At 38.2% G+C, this 16,976-nt stretch carries 17 protein-coding genes; 4 read left to right on the top strand and 13 right to left on the bottom strand.

Annotation, left to right across the window (positions count from 1 at the left end; all coding sequences use genetic code 11):
* Positions 1-209: 209 nt before the first annotated feature.
* Positions 210-356, top strand: coding sequence for a DUF4351 domain-containing protein (locus PN450_RS21905; RefSeq protein WP_148767047.1), 147 nt, complete (start codon positions 210-212; stop codon positions 354-356).
* 5 nt (positions 357-361) lie between these two features.
* Here PN450_RS21905 and PN450_RS21900 read toward each other — a convergent pair whose 3' ends face one another.
* The 5 genes from PN450_RS21900 to PN450_RS21880 all read right to left on the bottom strand — a co-directional run bounded on the left by PN450_RS21900 (position 362) and on the right by PN450_RS21880 (position 4,815).
* The gene (locus PN450_RS21900) at positions 362-928 is read right to left on the bottom strand and encodes a Uma2 family endonuclease (RefSeq protein WP_271837547.1); all 567 of its coding nucleotides are present in this window, start codon (positions 926-928) and stop codon (positions 362-364) included.
* Complete coding sequence (locus PN450_RS21895; protein WP_271837546.1) at positions 929-1,585, bottom strand: Uma2 family endonuclease; 657 nt, start codon at positions 1,583-1,585, stop codon at positions 929-931.
* 71 nt (positions 1,586-1,656) lie between these two features.
* Positions 1,657-2,448, bottom strand: coding sequence for a YdcF family protein (locus PN450_RS21890; protein ID WP_168651109.1), 792 nt, complete (start codon positions 2,446-2,448; stop codon positions 1,657-1,659).
* Positions 2,449-2,465: 17 nt separating this feature from the next.
* On the bottom strand, positions 2,466-2,978 hold the full coding sequence (locus tag PN450_RS21885; protein WP_271837545.1) for a hypothetical protein: 513 nt from the start codon (positions 2,976-2,978) through the stop codon (positions 2,466-2,468).
* A gap of 298 nt (positions 2,979-3,276) precedes the next feature.
* On the bottom strand, positions 3,277-4,815 hold the full coding sequence (locus PN450_RS21880; RefSeq protein WP_271837544.1) for a bifunctional aminoglycoside phosphotransferase/ATP-binding protein: 1,539 nt from the start codon (positions 4,813-4,815) through the stop codon (positions 3,277-3,279).
* Here PN450_RS21880 and PN450_RS21875 point away from each other — a divergent pair.
* Positions 4,807-4,992 carry a hypothetical protein gene (locus PN450_RS21875; RefSeq protein WP_271837543.1) on the top strand — a complete coding sequence of 62 codons (186 nt, stop codon included), beginning with the start codon at positions 4,807-4,809 and terminating at the stop codon, positions 4,990-4,992. The two genes, PN450_RS21880 and PN450_RS21875, sit on opposite strands and share 9 nt — an antisense overlap.
* Positions 4,993-5,079: 87 nt before the next feature.
* On the opposite strand, the gene rplY is transcribed toward PN450_RS21875, so the two are convergent.
* Together rplY and PN450_RS21865 are read right to left on the bottom strand one after the other, a co-directional pair.
* Positions 5,080-5,379 carry a 50S ribosomal protein L25 gene (rplY, locus tag PN450_RS21870; RefSeq protein ID WP_015083400.1) on the bottom strand — a complete coding sequence of 100 codons (300 nt, stop codon included), beginning with the start codon at positions 5,377-5,379 and terminating at the stop codon, positions 5,080-5,082.
* Between the two features lie 85 nt (positions 5,380-5,464).
* Positions 5,465-6,793: an adenylosuccinate synthase gene (locus PN450_RS21865; RefSeq protein WP_271837542.1), complete on the bottom strand. Its 1,329-nt coding sequence runs from the start codon at positions 6,791-6,793 to the stop codon at positions 5,465-5,467.
* 214 nt (positions 6,794-7,007) lie between these two features.
* Here PN450_RS21865 and psbN point away from each other — a divergent pair, with 214 nt between their 5' ends.
* Positions 7,008-7,145: a photosystem II reaction center protein PsbN gene (gene psbN / locus PN450_RS21860; RefSeq protein WP_015083402.1), complete on the top strand. Its 138-nt coding sequence runs from the start codon at positions 7,008-7,010 to the stop codon at positions 7,143-7,145.
* Positions 7,146-7,312: 167 nt separating this feature from the next.
* On the opposite strand, the gene PN450_RS21855 is transcribed toward psbN, so the two are convergent.
* From PN450_RS21855 to PN450_RS21835, 5 genes are all read right to left on the bottom strand, one after another.
* On the bottom strand, positions 7,313-8,698 hold the full coding sequence (locus PN450_RS21855) for an energy transducer TonB (RefSeq protein WP_271837541.1): 1,386 nt from the start codon (positions 8,696-8,698) through the stop codon (positions 7,313-7,315).
* A 288-nt stretch (positions 8,699-8,986) separates the two neighbouring features.
* On the bottom strand, positions 8,987-9,325 hold the full coding sequence (gene petJ, locus PN450_RS21850; protein WP_213713960.1) for a cytochrome c6 PetJ: 339 nt from the start codon (positions 9,323-9,325) through the stop codon (positions 8,987-8,989).
* Positions 9,326-9,582: 257 nt separating this feature from the next.
* Positions 9,583-10,068 (bottom strand): GNAT family N-acetyltransferase, encoded by a 486-nt coding sequence (locus PN450_RS21845; protein ID WP_015083405.1) that lies wholly within the window; start codon positions 10,066-10,068, stop codon positions 9,583-9,585.
* 53 nt (positions 10,069-10,121) lie between these two features.
* Positions 10,122-10,262, bottom strand: coding sequence for a hypothetical protein (locus PN450_RS21840; protein WP_271837540.1), 141 nt, complete (start codon positions 10,260-10,262; stop codon positions 10,122-10,124).
* Between the two features lie 12 nt (positions 10,263-10,274).
* Positions 10,275-11,444 (bottom strand): RpoD/SigA family RNA polymerase sigma factor, encoded by a 1,170-nt coding sequence (locus PN450_RS21835; protein ID WP_148764522.1) that lies wholly within the window; start codon positions 11,442-11,444, stop codon positions 10,275-10,277.
* 1,175 nt (positions 11,445-12,619) lie between these two features.
* Here PN450_RS21835 and priA point away from each other — a divergent pair.
* Positions 12,620-15,088 carry a primosomal protein N' gene (priA, locus tag PN450_RS21830; protein ID WP_271837539.1) on the top strand — a complete coding sequence of 823 codons (2,469 nt, stop codon included), beginning with the start codon at positions 12,620-12,622 and terminating at the stop codon, positions 15,086-15,088.
* Between the two features lie 60 nt (positions 15,089-15,148).
* Here priA and PN450_RS21825 read toward each other — a convergent pair whose 3' ends face one another.
* Positions 15,149-16,963 carry an ABC transporter permease subunit gene (locus tag PN450_RS21825; RefSeq protein ID WP_271837538.1) on the bottom strand — a complete coding sequence of 605 codons (1,815 nt, stop codon included), beginning with the start codon at positions 16,961-16,963 and terminating at the stop codon, positions 15,149-15,151.
* Positions 16,964-16,976: the final 13 nt, after the last annotated feature.

Here is a 16,976-nt window from a genome sequence, read left to right as displayed (position 1 = left end):
TTCTTTCGCTTATCTATTGACCTCTCCAGGTGGTGTGCATTCTTATTGCTTCTTATTGAGAATAGATTTTGATGACATTTTTGGTGATTTACTGTTTCTCAAATGCCTTTTTTCACTTTATCTGTTTGTTTTGATGCTCCATTTGATTTTCATCTCCGTAATTTCCCTCTGTAACATTTTGGGGTGCGGAATGTGGGTTTGAACGGCGTATAGGTGCATTTAGTCAGGATTTACAAGTAAAAATTAATAAGTTGTCTGTGGAAGATTTGGAGAATTTAGGTTTAGCGTTGTTAGATTTTACCAGTAAAGCTAATTTGGTTATCTGGTTGAATAATCAAGCGAGTTCAGTTGATTAAATCCATCACTTTTTCCTTTGCAACCAACCAAATACTTCCTCAACTGTGATTATTAAATTCACTCCTTCTACAACTGGTAATATATCTGTTCCAGTTAATAAATCTGGTAAACTATGAGGCTGATAAACTAAAATTGAACGCTCATTTGGATCAAGCAACCATCCAAGTTTTGTACCATGTTTAATACAATGTAAAATATTGCCAGTTACCTTGGTTTGACTTTGAGCGAGTGACAGAATTTCAATTACCCAAGCTGGTGCAAAATTAATCCCACTGCTAATAATGTCACCGCTTTCATCTAATGGTATTTGATTATTATCAATAACTGCAATATCAGGAACTACGGAACGATTACCACAGCTACACCGCAGTTCGGGAAATGCTTCATAATCACTTGTTGCTGTGTCAATTACTGCAACTAATCTTTTTTGTAATAAACTATGTTTACCTCCGCCCATAGGTTTTTGAATTGCTTCTGTGTTAATATATTCCCATGCTGGTGACTCATCAATAAAACCCAGTTTTAAGAATTCTTCTATGGTAATGATTTTTGCCAGAAATGTTGTTGTCATTTATTTGGACTCAGAGGATAACTGTTGCTGTTTTACCCAATTTCTAAAGGCTTTAAGTGTCGCATTTCTCCCTGCGGTTTTACTTTGTTGAAGATATTGGGGAATTACTGCAATTAAAGGTAAATTAGGAAAATTAAAACTTGACTGAGATTCTAGATAATTCCCATCTTGTAAGATATTTATGCTTAAATTACTATTCTCAAAACGCCATAATTCTGGAACTTTTAAGGCTTGATAAATATTTGCATGAGTGCGGGAAGTAATATCAATTTCTAAGGCTAAATCTGGTGGAGGATCTATTGTTAGATCTAATCGCTTTTTTCCTCGAATTAAAGCTTCATTTTTAATATAAAAACATTGATCAGGTTCTATCCCTTTTTCCATAAATTGATTTTTAAATGTGGTAGAACCAAGACATCTAAATTCAATATCTAATTCTTCCAATAAAGCCTTAACTAAATCACTAATAATTTCTTTATCAAATTGATGTTCTGCTAAAGGATTTATAATTTCTAATATCCCTTTGTCATAAGCAATTCGCGCTGCACGATGTTCTCCTAATTCTTCAAGAATAGTTTCTAATTCTGTCCAGGTGACATCTTGCAATATTACTGTTTGTCCTGGTGGTACATGGATGCGCTTTAATTCTAACAACATCTTTTCCACTCCTTGTTATTTAAACTTAATTTGATTATACTTGGGAATATTAATTCTGATTTCATGAATTATTATAACCAACCTCGTAACCAATAAATAAAAGTACCAATATATTCTTTTAATGCACTTGTGAATTGGTTTAAATTTTCAGTATCAGGGAGTAAATTGAGAATTGCGGCTTTTGGAGTGCTGGTAAGTTCTTGAAATTCACCTTGACTAACAAGAAAATCGGTTGGTGTGGGAATGACATCCATACCTTGACGGTGAAAAATTTTGAGCGATCGCGGCATATGGGCTGCTGAGGTAATTAATAATACTTTTTTGATTTGACGAGCTTCAAGAATTTTACGGACATTGACAGCATTATCATGAGTATTGAAAGAATCAGGTTCTTGAATAATTGCTGTTGCTGGAACACCAATAGATGTGAGAATATTTGCCATATCTGCTGATTCTGGCGAACCACTACCGCGCCAATCAATCCGGCCACCACTAAGGATAATTATAGGGGCTTTTTTCTGAAAATAAAGTTGTGCGGCATAAATTACGCGATCGCCGGCTTCACTTAAATCTACTGTCACCCGTGGCCAAGTTGCTGATTTAGTTGCACCACCTAAGACTACAATGGCTTCAGCATTGGGGATTTGAGTAGCGGGGATATTTTGCCATTCTAGGCTGCGTACCAAGGATTTAGCCACCCAAGCATTACTACATATTAGCAACAAAGCTAAAGATAAAGAAATAGCTATAGTCGCAATCCGGGGACGTTTCCGTAAAGTTACTAAAGCCACTATTAAACTCACACTTGCCAATCCCAAAGGGTAAAAAAATAGTGGTAGGATTTTAGATAAATATAAAAACATAATTAGTTAATTATTAATTACTTTTCCCAAAAGCGAAAATTGAAAGTTGCAGATTCCCGACGGAAACGTTTAGTAGGTTTTCTTTTGCGTCTTTTCGCATTTCTCTCACTGGGCTGTTCTGTCTCTTCTTCTTCCACAATCTCCTCAGATAATTGAGTTTGTAACGCTTCTTCACTGCGCCACCAACCAATTATCCAGCCACCACCAACTCCAGCAATAGCACCGAACACAATACTCACAGGGGCTGAATAACGGAGAAAAAGGCAGCCCATCATAAAAAACAACCAATATTTTAATCCAGCATCAATACCATCATTAGATGCGACAGTAGCAGGTTCAGAACTATTATCATTGGCAAATGTGAACCACCCTAAAGTAACACCACCCATAATAGCTATGAATAGACTCAGAGGAACTGAAGCATGAGCAATTCTGGAGATAATAAATAAGAATAATCCAAACAACAGTTGAGAAAGAAAGTTAGGTGAAGAAGAGAAAATATCGCCTAGCAGATTATTTTTTGGTGCCATAAGATTAGGAGTCAGGAGAAAGAATAATTATATCTCGTTCCCAGTCTCTGACTGGGAATGCTATCATGGAGGCTCTGCCTCAAATGTTATTAAAGGCAGAGCCTTTTAGAATTCATTCCCATACAGAGTATGGGAACGAGAAAAGTGTACTAACGTACACTAAAAATTTTTGGTTTGTTTTAGTCATCTTTAGATGACTTGAGCTATTAGACAGGGAATTTATTCCCTGACGGGCTATGAATTTTAGGTTAATTTGACACTTACGAGCAATGCTAAACCCTGACTTCCTAGACAAAAATTAAATCAATTCTGATAATTGCGTGTCTAGCGGTTGAGTTGTATCTACAACTGTTATATAAGGTTGTTCTTGATTTGTAAATGGTTCAGATTGCTTGATTTGGGATGCTAATAAATCAGCAGTTGCATCAGCAATATCACCAGTGCGGTTCAGCAGTCGTTCTGTGACAACTTCTAACGGTGCGGTGCAGTTGATAATATGTACAGGTAATTGATGCTGTGTAGCTTGAGAAATAGCTGCTTCCCGTAAATCCTGACGATCATATTTGGCATCTAAAATTACAGACCAACCTTGATTAGCCAGTATAATTCCTAATGCTAACAATCGGCTATAGGTTTTTTGCGTCATTTCTGGTGTGTAGATTTCATCCCCACCTTTTTCTAAGAGGGGAATTCCTGCTAAATGCTTACGCACAGCATCAGAACGGAGATGAACTGCATTGAGTTTTCGGGCTAAATATTTAGCTGTGGTACTTTTACCAGCACCAGATAAACCCGACATCAAAATCAGTTTTCCCTGTTGGGGTTTAGTATATTCCCACGCTTGAAGATAATATGCAGATGCGGTTTTTGCAGATTCTTCTTTTACCGCAGCCGGGATGTTAGGATCATCTAATAAAAAGGAATTTACCTTAGCTCGCACATAAGCCTGACGGCTTAAATATAAAGGTAATACCTGTAAACCTTCCCAGTCTCCAGTTTGCTCTACATAGGCATTTAAAAAGGCATTTCCTAAGTCTTTCCTTCCTCTGGCTTCAATATCCATGACTGTAAATGCTACGTCATACATAACATCCACAAACCGGAAAGGCTCATTGAATTCTATGCAGTCAAATAGCATAATTTTGTTATGCCAAAGAGCTATATTTCTGAGGTGTAAATCGCCGTGACATTCACAAATATAGTTATTGTCAATTCTGCTTTTAAATAGTTCTGGATGTTGGACAAAGAAGTTATCTGTATATTGTTTTGTTGCCTCAAACTGCTCTTGTGTCTGAGGTCTACCAATATAGTTTTGAGTTTGCTGATAATTCTCATCAATTGCTAATCGTATTTGTGAGACTTCCCCAAAACTACGAATATAATCGTTTGTGACTGATTCAGCATGATATTGAGCGACAACTCTTCCCAATTCTTCCAAATGACTTTCTTGCAAATTTCCACTAGCAAAAAGTTCACTAAAAAGGGTTTCTTGGGGAAATTGACGCATCTTTACTGCATATTCTACAACTTCTCCTGTTCCCCCTAAATGGTATTGTTCACCAACTAAAGTTACCGGTAGAACTTCTAAATATAATTCACCTGCACCACGTTGATTTAAGCGCAATTCTTCTTGACAAAAATGTTGTCGTTTTTCTAAGGTGGAAAAGTCTAAAAAACCAAAGTTGGCTGGTTTTTTCAGTTTGTAAGCATAATCTCCTGTGAGGAGGACATAGGAAATATGAGTTTGAATTAATTGAATTGGTTCTGTTACAGAATGAGGATAAAATCCTGGTTGTAACATTTGTGAAATTAAATTTGGGAGATTGGTTTGTGTCATTGGTTCGTTGTCAGTTGTCAGTGGTTAGTAGGGGCGAAGCATTTGGAAGATAAATTATCGGTCATTGCCAAAAATAATTCTCCAAATGCTTCGCCCGTACAGCGAAGCATTTGGAAGATAAATTATCGGTCATTGCCAAAAATAGTTCTCCAAATGCTTCGCCCGTACAGTGGTTAGTGGTAAGAGGGATTTTGATACTCTTGCCTTTTTACCACAAAAAAACCAGGGCTAACCCTGGTTCTCTTCGTTATTATTACCTGAATTTTAGCCTTTAGCACCAGCAAAAAAACTGATGTGGTAAGGTGTGCCTTTGGCTGGGTGAATCTGAACTTCACGAAGCACGGTTGTACCAGTCCACTCTAATTCAGCAATGCTGAGTTCCACTTGGGTTTTATTAGGAATAACTTGCTTGAGCAAACGTTCTACAACTTTAGCGTCAAGAACTAGAGAAATTGATTCAATCCCGTTGTGACCATACAAGTTGGCGGGAATTAATCCAGAACGGCGCAAAGCTCTGGGTTTGCTACCTTCGGGACGGGTTTTAGATTCGAGTGTGATTGCCATATAAGTTGTTAAGTTGTTAAGTTGTTAGTTGTCAGTTGTCAGTTGTCAGTTATTTTGCCAATGACCAATGACCAATGACCAATGACTAAACTGGTGTACCGTTAGGTTGTAACAGTGCGCGTTTTGGACCGTGAATAGGATCTTCAACAATGATAGTTTGATCACGACTTGCTCCCAAGGAAACAATTGCAATCGGCACTTCCATTAATTCTGCCAAGAATTTCAGATAGTCCAGTGCTTTTTGTGGTAACTCTTCCAGGGTACGACAGTGACTTGTTGACACTTGCCATCCTGGTACAGTTTTGTAAATGGGACGACAACGGGCGAAAAGACGAGCGCTGGTGGGGAAGTGTTCGCAGCGTTCACCATCAATTTCATAAGCCACACAAACATTGATTTCCTCTAGTTCATCGAGAACATCAAGTTTGGTAAGTGCCATACAATCCATGCCGTTAATGCGAACCGCATAACGACCAATAACCGCATCAAACCAACCACAACGACGTTTACGCCCTGTAGTTGTGCCAAATTCTGCACCGCGATCGCCTAACAAGTCCCCAATTCCGCCATTTAGTTCCGTGGGGAAAGGACCTTCTCCCACTCTTGTCGTGTAGGCTTTGGATACACCAATTACCCGATCTATCATTGTTGGTCCTAGTCCACTCCCCACACAAGCCCCCCCAGCGACTGGGTTGGAGGATGTGACATAGGGATAAGTTCCGTGATCTAGGTCAAGTAATGTCCCTTGTGCGCCTTCAAACAAAATATTCCGTCGTCGTAAAACCGCATCGTAGATTTTCAACGATGTATCAACGACGAAAGGACGCAAGCGTTCCGCATAACCTAAATACTCCTCAATCACTTCTTCTGGATTGAGAGGTGGCAGATTATACAGCTTTTCTAAAATGGTATTTTTATAGTTTATCGTCCACTTTAACTGCTCACGGAGTCCGTCGGTGTCCATCAAGTCTAACATCCTGATGCCTATCCGCTCAGATTTATCGGCGTAGGTAGGACCAATACCTCTACCTGTTGTCCCGATTTTATGATTTCCCCGTACTTCCTCTGATGCCTTGTCAATCATGCGATGATAGGGCATGGTGACATGAGCCGTCTGAGATATCAACAGATTAGCCGTGGAAATATTTAATTTTTCTAGTTGTTCGAGTTCTTTAATCAAGACTTGCGGATCGATGACTGTTCCACAGCCAATGATACACTCGGTTTTTGGATACAAAATACCAGAGGGGATTAAGTGCAGCTTAAACGTCTGACCTTGGACTACGATTGTATGCCCAGCGTTCACTCCCCCTTGGTAACGTACCACCACGTCTGCGGAGCGGCTGAGTAAGTCAGTTATTTTACCTTTTCCTTCATCGCCCCACTGGGCACCTATGACAATGACGTTAGCCAAGAGATTATATTAAAGGGTAAAGTTTCCACAAAGATCCATTATTAACATATTTTTAATATTTTGTCAATAAATTGGGCATAACATTATTTACGGAGTATCAATACCTTGGCCAATTTACGAGGGTGAGATGATCATGCTTTAACTATGTAATGTGCGATAAGTTAAATTTTGTAATATTCTATAATTATCGCTGTGATAATATGTATCTAAATTTATGGACTTAGAACCCGCTACGGTGCTTGGAATTTCCTTTTGTGCGGCGTTAGTTGCTATTACTGGTATGGCAATTTACACATCTTTTGGACCCCCAAGCCAGGAATTAGATGATCCCTTTGATGATCACGAAGATTAACAGATCTATTAATTTAACATGATGGTTGGCATTGTCCACCCTACATTCTAGTCAGATGGGGTAATTCATGAATTATCCCTCCCATATCTATACTTTGAAGATCTACCGATTTCCTATTGATTCTTGTAGAAACAAATTTACTATCAAATTTTCTTGAGATACATCCTCTAAGACTCAGTAGGTGATGTAGTTGCAGATGCTGGTGGTGAGATCTGTTGACTCTCAGAAGGTGCAGATTCTTCTCTCTGTTTAGTTGTATTTTCGGAGGGAATATCAGTAATAATAGGAGTTATTTTTTGTTGATTATATTGAGGAGACTCGATAGGAGTAGAGGTAGAAGTCGCTTTTTCAGAGGTTTTTTTGGTGGTTGCTCTTTGTTTTTGTATTTGCCGTTCTTGAAGTTTACGGTGACGCTGTGATCCTTTAATGGCAAAGTTAACTGAGGCTCTTACCCCTTCTCTTCCCTCTGCTGTGGGTGTTAATTTCCACTCTTGTGCAGCTTGTTGAGCGGCTTGATCTAGTTCGCTATCCCCACTGGAACGGACTAACCGAACTCGCGTAACATTACCCTGGCTATCAGTATCAATAGCGACTTCTGCATTTCCTTCTATGCCACGCTGCCTGGCTCTATCTGGGTACTTAATTTGACACTGGATACAATCCGCACGATTCAGTTTAGAATTATTTTCTATGGGAGGTTTCGGTGCGGTAGCTATTGGTGTATTTTCTGATTTTGGTTTATTCCCACTTTCATTCCCAACACCATTACCAGTACCATTACCTGTACTATTTCCAATTCCATTACCAACACCAGTACCTGAACCAGTACCGTTTCCAGTACCTAAACTATTTCTTGAGCGATCGCCTAAATTGCCTAAAATATTTTTATTCTGCGGTAACTGTGTGGAAGCGGTGGAGTTGCTAGGGATATTGTTGGAACTAGCATTAGGTTGAGTTTCTGACTTTAATGGTGTGATTTTTGTGGGTTTTGTCTGCACTTGGGGTTGAGTAGACGCTAGGGTATTTGCGTTTTCATCTAATAATTTTTGTATTGGTTTTGTTTCTACTGGGGGTGGTGTTGTCGCAGGTTCAGGAGTTGTGTTTTCTATTGGGTTAGTTTGTACAGGAGTTAATATTTTCGCTGGTTCACGATTTGTAAGTGTTTGGGATTGTTTACTGATAAGGTTAGTAGTGATTTTTAGTTGAGCCTGTTTGGTTATGGGTGCGACAGAAGACTTAATCATATTCAGGGCTGTTTCTGTTGGTGTAGAAATTCCGCCACCTTTATTTCCACCACCACCACCGGAATTTGTTTTTGCTAGGGATTTTATCTCTACTGGTAGTTGGTTTACTTCCTGGGGTATTGTTTCCAGAATTGTCACTTCAATGGGTTCTTCTCTAACTTCAGGGAATTTGAGAAAAAATTTGTTAATAGCTAAAGCTAGTATCCCAATATGTAATACCAATGAACCAATTAGACTAAAGAAAAGAAAAGTCTTTAATGCTTCAGCTTCTTTTTCGCGCTGTTCTATAGTGACACTTGAAAATTCCATATTTTCTGACTATTTATGATAATTATTTTCTTGATTTAGAATCCACTAAAAGATGATATCAACAACATCTATGCTTTTATGAATTTTTCTATTTAGGCAGGGGATAATTAATTTATTTTATTCATGGAATGGAGAATTTATGAAAATATTAAGATATTAAAGAAAAGCCATTTACCATGCTGATGATATTTTTGGTTGCACAGTGGTTACTAAATCTAATTACTAATAAAAAGACTGAGCGGGACAAAAAGCCCCGCACATTGTTAAACCATCGAATTAGATATAAATTTACTTCTTCCAGTCCTTATCAGCTTGTTCTAGGACATAAGCAGCTACATTTTCTATTTGCTCTGCTTTTAACCGACCCTTAAAGGCTGGCATAGCACCTTTACCATTAGTAACTTGATAAACAATTGCTTCAGCCGAGTACATACCGTACTTTTCCAAATCTGCTTTTTTCAGGGTTTTGGCAGCATTAACTAAATTTCTGCCACCGGCATGACAAGAAGCACAATTAGCACTAAATATTTTAGCTCCGCTGGCTGCGTCTGCGGCCAAAGCAGGACTACTGAAGGCAAAGGTGAAGATAGCTATGCCTAATAATAATACTGAGACAATCTTTTTCATCTGGTGTTCTCTCGATAACAATGTCTGAATCGGTACAAATATCCTCCCTAATTCTCATTTAATTTCGTTGCATTAGTCAAACGACAGACTGTCAAACTTGGCTGAAATAATTGAGAATTTCAGATTAATTGATTGATAGCTTGAGGGTTTAGGCAAAATGTAAACTTATATGAATTTAAATTGAAGAAGAGCAAAAAGAAATTAATAATGAAGGATAAAAGGGAAATTTGCTATATTTACCCTTTATCTTTTAAACTTCATTTTTGCTTGGCTAATTGGGTCAGATCCTTTTCTGTCACGCGACAAATCCGCCAATCTTCTAAAATATCTGCACCCATATTCCGGTAAAATGCCTGCGCTGACACATTCCAATCTAAAACACTCCACTCTAAGCGCCCACAATCCCTTTCTACAGCTATTTGGGCTACTTTGGACAAAAGTGCTTTACCAATACCTTGGCGGCGATATTCCGGCAAAACAAAGATATCTTCTAAGTAAATTCCTGGCTTGGTGAGAAATGTAGAATAATTATGAAAAAATAGGGCAAAACCTACAGCCTTACCTTCAAATTCGGCTAGGATTGCATCTACGTATTTTGGTGAACCAAATAAATGATCCTTGAGGGCTTCAGCATTGCCAATAACAGCATCAGATAGTTTTTCATATTCAGCAAGTCCCTGAATTAAGGCAAATAAGGTATGAGCATCACTGGGTTCGGCAAAACGGACAATTAAATTAGTCATTGGTCATTGGTCATTGGTCATTGGTCATTGGTCATTGGTCATTGGTCATTAGTTTACAGTTTATACTCAATGTGTCTAATTTTTTTTAACCACAGACAACTGACAACTGACAACTGTACGGGCGAAGCATTTGGAGAACTATTTTTGGCAATGACCGATAATTTATTTTCCAAATGCTTCGCCCCTACTAACAACTGACTAATGACTTATACCAACCAACCTTTTAACCGCTTGGCTATGTGGGGACGGCGTAATTTCCGCATGGCTTTACTTTGGATTTGACGGACTCGTTCGCGGGAAAGGTTAAACATATTCCCCACCTCTTCTAGGGTGCAGGGTTCACTGCTAGTGAGTCCATAGCGCAGGGAAATGACATCTTTCTCTCGTGGGGTGAGTACGTCTCCGAGAACTTCCCAAATCTCCTGACGCATCATGTTTTCGTTCATTTTGGCTTCGGGAGACTGGTTGTCTTCATCTTCTAGCAAATCCATTAATTCCGTGTCTTCTTCTTTACCGACACGGTGGTTAAGGGACAGGGCTTGACGACGCAGTTGTTGAAGTTGACGCAGTTGGTGAACTGTAATTTCCAAAGCTTCGGCCATTTCGGCCTCTGTGGGATTCCGAGCGAGTTTTTGTTTGAGTTCCCGTTGGGCTTTTTTTAGTTTATTAAGTTTCTCAACAATATGGATTGGTAAGCGAATAGTTCGGGCATCATTAGCGATCGCTCTGGTAATTGCTTGTCTAATCCACCAATAAGCATAAGTAGAAAACTTATATCCTTTATCAGGATCAAATTTTTCAGAAGCGCGGTTTAAACCCATTGCTCCTTCTTGAATTAAATCGAGAAAAGGGACACCACGATTTAAATATCGTTTAGCAATAGATACGACTAACCGGAGATTGGAGCGAATCATTTTTCGCTTGGCCACCCTACCTTGATACAAGCGGCTTTCCAGTTGTTTTTCTGTTATCTCTAATTGCGAAGCCACCTGCACCTTACTAGGCTGCGCTCCTAGTTCTAATTCCAAAGCTGCTTGCAATTCTTTGACTTCTTCTAAAAATCTCACCCGTCGCGCTAATTCTACTTCTTCATCAGGTTTGAGTAGGGGATAACGCGCCATTTCCTTAAAAAATGCGCCAACAGCATCATCATTTTCGGTTTTATTATATCCCGAGGGACGGGCTGCGGCCATGTCATCGCCATTGCGCTCTTCTGATGCCAAGTTTTCGACAATTGTAGCATCTTCATATACTACTTGATCTAAACTCTCAATTGATGGTTCTTCATGATCAGTAATATTCTCTAGTATTTCCATTGTTCCCAATTCAGCAAGATTCATAGTTTCCGTTAGAGATGGTTGCTTTGTTTGGTACATAATTTCATGACAACAGCCTCTTTCAGGCTTGGTAGTTTTCCCTTGAGGACAAATACACCCTTCTTCTCTAGCAAAATCCTCTCTTTTTAATCATTCCTCGTCTGGAATGGAAATCAGTATTTGTCCATTATTTTTAGTTCTGGCTAGATACGACCTATAATCATTAACGACTTTAGCACTCACAAAAAACTATTCTTTTCAGAAACCCAATAGACATATTCTCTATGCTTTTCTTGATTACTAAATAGGTCAAACCCCCTAAGACTAACTTTAACAAATATCAAAAACATAGAGAAAGAAGCCTATCTATCTATCTTAAATGATCTGGGGAAAAATCAGTTGCTTGTTGCCTGTAGTTTGTACATAGCTTCCGTGTAAAGGTGATAAATCACCGAAAAATGATATATATTAAATTTTCGTGTATTTTTTGCAAAGTTTTCAGGTTTGTCCGGCTGGAATCATCAGAGTAATTGAATAAATCGCCATTTTGGTACTAGAGTTATTTATCTCTCCGAAAATTTACTAAATGATCCAAATTACAAAAATGGTAACTTCTAATCCGGATAATATTTATCGTTTAAAAGCATCTCATATTCAAAAAATATTTAATATCTATCAATAGGTTGAAAAACTCTATGCCTTATTTCGTAGCTCAATCTCATGATTGATTAATAACATAATTTACTAGTTAATCAAGATGTTACAAATCACATAAAAATCTGGAAGTTTAATCACTTAATTACCTACTTACTCATGATTACTCATTACTTCGGCATATTTCTCAAGATAGGTTTTGCAGCTTGAGTATCCCAGTCGGTAAGTCAACAAAGCATTAAAAAATCTGATCAAGACTGTGTAAGCTACTTGCTCAAATTTAAAATTTCAATCTTCAATTATTTATTGCCTAAATTGTAGAAGCTAATTTGTCTAGTACCGCAGTGCGGAATTAAAAATTAAAAATTAAAAATTAAAAAAGCAGATTACACAAGCTTTTGTCAAATTTTTAATGGTTGATTGACTTACGCCGTTGTGTACTAGTAGATTACATAAATTAGAGATTATCAAGGATTATGGGTAATTGAAGTATTGTAAAATACTATTTACACAAAGTAAAACCAAAGGATAGAATTAAACCTTGTCTGTGAATACAATATTTGTTTATAAATCAAAAATTTATGTATAGTATTGGTGCAAAATCATCTGTTATCGCTGTAGCTGAACCAGGAGGATCATATCAATCTCCAGCAAAATTACCTGAATGGGTGGAAGTGCTTGTAGACTGTCCAGGATGTTCAGATTTATTTACCTATAAAATCCCAGCACAGTTAGCAATCAAACCAGGAGATATTTTAAGCGTTCCCTTTGGTGCGACACAGGTAGGAGCGATCGCTATTCGCTTATTAACTCAACCTAATTTAGATATTCCCTTAGAAAAAATTCGGGAAGTAGAAGATGTAGTTAGTGAAGGGTTTTTTCCTCCTGGTTATTGGACATTACTCAACCGTGTTGCAGCCTATTACTATACACCTCTAATTTTAGTAATTCGCGTCGCTTTACCACCAGGCTTATTAGGAAGATCACAACGTCGTTTACGGTTGACTTCTCTGGGTAAAAAAAATCTTGCTATTTATATTAGTCCTATAGCCCAGCAAGTAATTACACTTTTAGAAAAAACCCCAACAGCAGACTATAGTTATCACTACATCCAACAAAAAGTTAAAGCCGCATATCGCGGAATTCGGGAATTGATCCGCTTAGGTTTAGCCGAAAATTATTTAGAACCGCCACAACTTACCAAACCTAAATTACAAAAAGCTGTCACACTTCTAGATAATAATCATGACGATTTAACAGCCCGTCAAAAAGAAATTGTGGAAGTTTTGCGACGACAAGGGGGAGAAATATGGCAAAGTGAATTATTGCAACTTTGCAGTACCAGCACTTCCACCCTAAAAGCCTTAGTAGATAAAGGCTATATAGTCATTGAAGACAGGGAAATATTACGCAGAGAACAAGGCCCCACAGTAGCCGCAGATTGGGCAAAATCCTTAACACCAGCCCAAAATAACGCCTTAGAAACGATTAATTCCTTAACCGGATTTGCTCAAGTATTGCTACATGGGGTGACAGGTTCAGGAAAAACAGAAGTATACTTACAAGCCATATCACCATTACTCGCACAAGGAAAATCGGCCCTTGTTTTAGTTCCCGAAATCGGCCTCACACCTCAACTTACAGATAGATTTCGCGCCCGATTTGGTCACAAAGTCCACGTTTATCACAGCGCCCTTTCTGACGGTGAACGTTACGACACCTGGCGACAAATGCTCACAGGAGAGCCGCAAATCATCATCGGGACTCGCAGCGCCATTTTCGCTCCTTTACCCAATCTAGGCTTAATTATCCTGGACGAAGAACACGATAGCAGCTTTAAACAAGATTCTCCTATTCCCACTTACCACGCCCGCACCATCGCTCAATGGCGAGCCGAATTAGAACATTGTCCCCTAATTTTAGGTTCTGCGACTCCCTCTTTAGAAAGTTGGGTAAGTGGAAATCAACTATATTTATCATTACCAGAACGCATTAACTCGCGCCCATTACCACCTGTGGAAATCGTGGATATGCGTCAAGAGTTAAAAGAGGGAAATCGGTCTATTTTTAGTAGAAAGCTGCAAAATGCGCTGCAACAATTAGCAGAAAGACAACAACAGGGAATATTATTTATTCATCGGCGCGGACATAGTACCTTTGTTTCTTGTCGCAGTTGTGGTTATGTGTTGGAATGTCCCCATTGTGATGTATCCCTGGCTTATCATCATGTGGAAGAGGGAGCGCCAGAATTATTGCGCTGTCATTATTGTAATTATGGGCGTTTACATCCTCCCCATTGTCCCGAATGCAGTTCCCCTTATTTAAAGTTTTTCGGAAGCGGTACTCAACGGGTAGCGCAGGAATTAACTAAGCAATTTCCCAATTTGAAAATAATTCGCTTTGATAGTGATACCACCACCACTAAAGGTTCACACCGGAAACTTCTTACCCAGTTTGCTAATGGTGAAGCCCATTTATTAGTAGGGACACAAATGCTGACAAAAGGGTTAGATTTACCCCAAGTTACCCTTGTGGGTGTAGTCGCTGCGGATGGATTATTGCACTTATCTGATTATCGCGCCAATGAACGCACATTTCAAACTTTGACCCAAGTTGCGGGAAGGGCAGGAAGAGGGGATGATCCAGGGAGGGTAATTGTCCAAACCTATACTCCAGAACATCCGATTATTGAAGCAGTGCAAAAACATGATTATCAATCTTTTGCTGATGCAGAGTTAGCACAAAGACAAACTCTGAATTATCCTCCCTATGGGAGATTAATTTTATTGCGATTAAGTAGTTTAGATCCCATTCAAGTCCAAAACACAGCCCAAATCATTGCTACATTTTTGAACAATAAAGAAGGATTTGAGATATTGGGACCTGCACCAGCTAGTATTTTACGAGTAGCTAACCGTTATCGTTGGCAAATATTACTCAAGTTTGATCCTGACGCTTTACCAAATTTACCAGATTGGCCAGAAGTGCGATCGCTTTCTCCTGCTTCTGTCAGTTTAACAATTGATGTAGATCCGATTAATATTATGTAGTCTAATCAAAATTTAAAAATTTAGATACCAGACCTTTTTAAAAGTCCGGTATCTGCATCGTTATCTTCCTGATAATAATGTTTTGGTTGCAGATTCGCCTAAAACTCTAACTTGGCGATTTAATTGGAAATTTAACAAGGCTACAACAGTAAAATTAGCTAAAAGTGCCATGAAAATTGTTGTCGTTTCAGAGTATTGAATAGCTAACCAAGGGCAGGTAGAGAATAACCACAAAGTCGGATTTTCTGATGGACTAATACCCAAGACTGAGAGAATAATTGATGGGAGAAACATGGCTACACCAATTGTACCAACTGCCCACACATAACGCTTGGGGTTTTTCATCAGTAGCATCAGTTGAGCAATTGTGGCATACATCAGCATCAAACTCAAGGCTAAAACCATCGCTAATATGACTTTATGCTTATCAACACTACCATTATAAAAATTAGTAGGTGAGAACAAAATCCAGATTATTATCGGGGTAGTAGCAATTAATAGATTAATGACGATAGCAACAATTGCTGGGCTTTTTTCACCAAATACTAAATCTTGGAATACAGATTTATCTCGATGATTTTGGTGTCTATATCTTGCCCAATCTTGGATAATTTGACGATGAGGTGAAAGGACAATAGTTAAAGTCAAAACTAAGGCAAAGTTGAATAAAGCAATCAGGAATATCATCCCTGCATCGTATTTATCATCAACTACGGGGATAGTCAATCCTAAAAACATTACTTGAGTAAAAGCTACAAATAAATAACTTTGTTTTTTACTCAATATTGTACTGTCTGCATTCCGAAAGCAGCGTTTCATGGCTTGCCAAATGCCGTAGGAAGAAATTCCGTAATTAACTAAATGAAAGCCGACTAAGGTAAATAAATTTTTTCCTATTGGTAAATAGAAGAATTGTAGCTGCTGTATTGACGAATCTTTATATGAACGAAATAGATTAGGGAATAGATAATTGGTAATACCCCAGGGACTGAAGAATCTAATCCAAGTCAGAGGATTATTAAAATGTCCATAAGACGATACCATCGTCATTGTCATAAACAAAAATAGGAGTACAGCACCGCTTCCCAACCAAGGTTGAAAGCTGCTAAAACCGCGACTAACTAGACCAAAAATTAGGGCTACACTGTAGAAGAAAACACAACTAGCTGCAATCACAGCATAATAACTGAAAATGTAACTTAAAGCAATTTTAGCAGAATGTCCAGCCCATAAATGTAAAGGAATTGCTGTGAGAACAAAGAGATAAATTAGACTGGGGACTCCTAACATTTTTCCAGTTAAGATGCTTGTTTCTGACTGAGGACTAAGCCGAATAAAGTTCAATGTTCCTCGTTGTTCTTCTTTGGCTAAATCACTGATTAATAAATAAGTTCCCCCAACTAAGAGTGTAAAAATGAAAATTACACTTAACGTTAGAAATGTATATTCCCAATGATCTCTCCACCATAATTGCCAGTCTATTTTATCTAAAGGACAAATATTTTTAGATAAATAATTCTGTAAGCTAGATAGTTCAGTTCTAACTTGCTGAAGTTGGGCTTCTAAGTTGGGGATTATGGTATTATCTGATAGTTGAATTTGCCGATAATTATCTAATTTTTGGGTAAGTAAACTCTGTTGTTTATAAAGTTCCTGTTCTTGGTTTTGGTATACTTTTTTCAAAGTACAGTAAGTTGCTCTGAGATAGTATTTCTCATCGGGAAATTCTCGTAATTGCAAGAGAAAAACTATGAGTTGGAGTAGTAAAGAAGAACCCATAGCTATAATCAGATTAAAAGGTTTTAATCTACCTTTTAGTTCTCGAAATAGTTGGGGATTTAATTCTCCCACTCTATCTATGAAATTTAGTAACATCGTCAATACCTCC

It is taken from the genome of Dolichospermum lemmermannii CS-548 (genome assembly GCF_028330815.1).
In the GTDB taxonomy this organism is placed as follows: Bacteria; Cyanobacteriota; Cyanobacteriia; order Cyanobacteriales; family Nostocaceae; genus Dolichospermum; species Dolichospermum lemmermannii.
This window is presented reverse-complemented; position numbering and strand designations above follow the sequence as displayed.

Bases quoted from the DNA above. Each gene is read 5' to 3' on its own strand.
- PN450_RS21900 (WP_271837547.1), bottom strand. From the start codon at position 928: ATGACAACAACATTTCTGGCAAAAATCATTACCATAGAAGAATTCTTA.
- PN450_RS21895 (WP_271837546.1), bottom strand. From the start codon at position 1,585: ATGTTGTTAGAATTAAAGCGCATCCATGTACCACCAGGACAAACAGTA.
- PN450_RS21890 (WP_168651109.1), bottom strand. From the start codon at position 2,448: ATGTTTTTATATTTATCTAAAATCCTACCACTATTTTTTTACCCTTTG.
- PN450_RS21885 (WP_271837545.1), bottom strand. From the start codon at position 2,978: ATGGCACCAAAAAATAATCTGCTAGGCGATATTTTCTCTTCTTCACCT.
- PN450_RS21880 (WP_271837544.1), bottom strand. From the start codon at position 4,815: ATGACACAAACCAATCTCCCAAATTTAATTTCACAAATGTTACAACCA.
- rplY (WP_015083400.1), bottom strand. From the start codon at position 5,379: ATGGCAATCACACTCGAATCTAAAACCCGTCCCGAAGGTAGCAAACCC.
- psbN (WP_015083402.1), top strand. From the start codon at position 7,008: ATGGACTTAGAACCCGCTACGGTGCTTGGAATTTCCTTTTGTGCGGCG.
- PN450_RS21855 (WP_271837541.1), bottom strand. From the start codon at position 8,698: ATGGAATTTTCAAGTGTCACTATAGAACAGCGCGAAAAAGAAGCTGAA.
- petJ (WP_213713960.1), bottom strand. From the start codon at position 9,325: ATGAAAAAGATTGTCTCAGTATTATTATTAGGCATAGCTATCTTCACC.
- PN450_RS21845 (WP_015083405.1), bottom strand. From the start codon at position 10,068: ATGACTAATTTAATTGTCCGTTTTGCCGAACCCAGTGATGCTCATACC.
- PN450_RS21835 (WP_148764522.1), bottom strand. From the start codon at position 11,444: ATGTACCAAACAAAGCAACCATCTCTAACGGAAACTATGAATCTTGCT.
- priA (WP_271837539.1), top strand. From the start codon at position 12,620: ATGTATAGTATTGGTGCAAAATCATCTGTTATCGCTGTAGCTGAACCA.
- PN450_RS21825 (WP_271837538.1), bottom strand. From the start codon at position 16,963: ATGTTACTAAATTTCATAGATAGAGTGGGAGAATTAAATCCCCAACTA.